The organism is Methylophaga sp. UBA1464 (genome assembly GCF_002325665.1).
Taxonomy (GTDB): Bacteria; Pseudomonadota; Gammaproteobacteria; order Nitrosococcales; family Methylophagaceae; genus Methylophaga.
Map to the genome: position 1 here is coordinate 1 of NZ_DCSO01000035.1, position 3,150 is coordinate 3,150.

Genomic DNA, 3,150 nt, shown 5'->3' on the forward strand with positions numbered 1-3,150 from the left:
GAGGCGGAGATGAAAGATAAACAAGCCCTAGAGCAAACCATCATCTTCATTCATTAAATTTTCCAGTGAATTAAGATGATGGCGAATCTTTTGGCGCTGAACCAGTTTGTCGCGCGCCGCTTCGGGTAACTCAGTAAATAAAATTACCCCTTTATCTATAAGTGTATTCACTAAGTCTTCAATAACCCGAACCATCGCCATATCAGAAGCAGTGAGGATGGTTTGTATATCTTCGTGACGGTTGGATTGACCAAGAAATTCAAGTAATTCTGGTGCCTGCGGCGAGATATATTGGCTGTTATCGCTCTGTGGAGAATTAAATACTCCAATTATTTGACCATTCTCATCGCGATCGACATATACCATCTTATTGTTCCCGCTGTTACTTGATTATGCTACCTTGTGCAAGGTTAAGCGGTCACAGGTTTACAGTAAAGAAAAAAACTGTGGAACTCCTCACATTTTGAGTTGGATGGCATCGTCATATTACATGGAACAGAAAGCAACTAAAGAACAGGTACAAAATCGGCAATGGAATGCAGGTGCGGCTTATTTGACACACGATGATCCGTTATTAGCTTGCCTGACTGTTCTCACTAAACTTTTACGAAAGCCCCACAGTCCAGATTCCTTGGTTGCAGGGCTTCCCCTTGTGGATAACCGTCTTACGCCAGACCTGTTTTCCAGAGCCGCTGAACGGGCGGGGTTATCTTCTAAAGTCATTAAACGTCCGTTAAGTAAAATTTCTCCTCTGGTTCTGCCGGCAGTGCTGTTACTTAATGATGGCAATGCCTGTATTTTGCTTAAGCTAAAAGATAAGCAGGCGACGGTAATTTATCCGGAAAACGGCGATAGTGAAGCGATTGTAGAGTTAAGTGAACTACAACCGTATTACTCGGGTTATGCTATTTTCATTCGATCAGTACAGCATTTTGATAATCGAAGTGAAAATTCGGCTATACCGCGTGCCAGGCATTGGTTCTGGGGGACACTGACCCGTTACTGGCCAATCTATAGTGAAGTGTTTGTGGCGTCGATATTGGTCAATTTGTTTGCCATTGCTTCACCATTATTTGTCATGAATGTCTACGATCGTGTGGTGCCAAACCATGCTCTGGCGACTTTGTGGGTGCTGGCAATTGGTGTGGCCATTGTTTTTGTCTTCGACTTGTTACTCCGCACTTTACGTGGCTATTTTATTGATGTTGCGGGCAAAAAAGCCGATGTCATTTTATCCGCTACTATCTTCGAAAAAGTGCTGGGCATCAAAATGTCTGCCAGACCCAATTCGGTGGGTAATTTTGCTAACAGCATGCAGGAATTTGAGTCATTTCGGGACTTTTTTACGTCGGCAACCCTGGCGACATTGATCGATTTACCATTTACCTTTTTGTTTATTGCCGTTATCTGGATGATTGCCGGAGATTTGGCCTATATCCCTCTAGCGGTAATTCCATTAACCATACTGATCAGTTTGATCATTCAGATACCTCTTGGTCGGGCAATAAAACAGCTATTTCGTCATTCAGGGCAAAAAAGTGCCACACTGATTGAAACATTAACCGGGCTTGAAACGATAAAAAGTCTGGGAGCGGAAACGCCACTACAACGCAAATGGGAGCAAACTGCGGGTTCCATATCCAAATACAGCCAACGGGCAAAATTACTATCGTCTGCGGCTGTTAATTTAACCAGTTTTGTCCAGCAAATGACGACGATTGCCGTGGTGGTTTATGGGGTTTATAAAATCAGCGAAAATGAAATCAGTATGGGGGCCTTGATTGCCAGCACTATATTGGCCGGCAGAGCCCTGGCACCCATGGGGCAGCTCGCAGGTATTTTGACGCGATTTCATCATTCAAAAGCCGCTTTGGCTTCATTGAATAACATGATGAGCCTGCCGGTTGAACGGCCAAATGGCCGAGAGTTTTTACACCGTGATAAGTTTAAGGGTGGTATTGAATTTAAACAGGTGAGTTTCCGCTATCCCGAACAAGCTATAGAAGCGTTAAGTGATGTTTCCTTCAAACTCGTCTCAGGTGAAAAAGTAGCGATAATTGGACGAATTGGTTCAGGTAAAAGCTCAATAGAAAAATTAATTCTGGGCTTATATGAACCTGCTGAAGGCGCTGTTTTGCTGGATGAAACAGATCTTCGCCAGATAGATCCTGTCGATTTGCGTCGGTCTGTGGGCTATGTTCCTCAGGATGTGATGCTGTTTCACGGAAGTGTACGCGACAATATTGCTCTGGGTGCTCCTTTTGCTGATGATGCCGCTATTCTACGGGCGGCGGATATTGCCGGTGTGACGGAGTTTATCAACCGGCATCCATCAGGATTTGATATGCCGGTCGGTGAACGTGGTGAAGGATTATCAGGAGGACAGCGACAGAGCATTGCTGTGGCGCGTGCTTTATTGCTGGACCCACCGGTATTAGTGTTGGATGAGCCAACCAATGCGATGGATAACAGTAGTGAAGAGCGTTTCAAAACCAAACTCAGTGAAGTTATCAAAGATAAAACCCTGATTCTGGTAACGCATCGTGCGTCTTTATTAAGTCTGGTTGACCGGGTTTTGGTAATGGATCAAGGCAAGCTAGTAGCAGATGGACCTCGGGAACAAATTTTGGCTGCATTAAAGAGCGGTCATATCCGGGTTTCGAAAGGGTAAATTGATGGCCTGGTTTAAAAAAAATAATGACGATGTCAGTTTTATGTCTGAAATCAGTGCGGCCACGATGGCTTCAACTCACTGGGGAGGACATATTTTATTATTATTGATTGCTGCGTTTATCGGTATTGCCTTGTGGTGGGCCAGTGTCGCAGCCCTTGATGAAGTCACTCGGGGACAGGGCAAAGTCGTACCCTCCAGCAAGGTTCAGGTGATACAGAATCTTGAAGGCGGAATACTCGCTGAAGTACTGGTCAGTGAAGGGCAAATGGTAGAGAAAGGTGATGTCCTGTTAAAAATAGACGATACGCGGTTTTCATCTTCTTTCCGTGAATCACAGTTAACCTATTGGGAGTTGGTCGCAAGAACAGCAAGATTGGATGCGGAAAGTGAAGGAAAAGCCTTGGAACTTCCTGAGGAATTAACGATTGCTCAGCCAGCGCTGGCTGCAGAAGAGCGTGCATTGTATCAATCCCGCC

At 44.9% G+C, this 3,150-nt stretch carries 3 protein-coding genes; 2 read left to right on the plus strand and 1 reads right to left on the minus strand.

The window, feature by feature from the left end; translation table 11 throughout:
- Positions 1 to 27: 27 nt before the first annotated feature.
- On the minus strand, positions 28 to 366 hold the full coding sequence (locus B3O33_RS03470; protein ID WP_292361522.1) for a hypothetical protein: 339 nt from the start codon (positions 364 to 366) through the stop codon (positions 28 to 30).
- A gap of 124 nt (positions 367 to 490) precedes the next feature.
- Here B3O33_RS03470 and B3O33_RS03475 point away from each other — a divergent pair, with 124 nt between their 5' ends.
- Together B3O33_RS03475 and B3O33_RS03480 are read left to right on the plus strand one after the other, a co-directional pair.
- Positions 491 to 2,671, plus strand: coding sequence for a type I secretion system permease/ATPase (locus B3O33_RS03475; RefSeq protein WP_292361523.1), 2,181 nt, complete (start codon positions 491 to 493; stop codon positions 2,669 to 2,671).
- Between the two features lie 4 nt (positions 2,672 to 2,675).
- On the plus strand, positions 2,676 to 3,150 hold a 475-nt coding region (locus B3O33_RS03480), incomplete at its 3' end, for a biotin/lipoyl-binding protein (protein WP_292362942.1).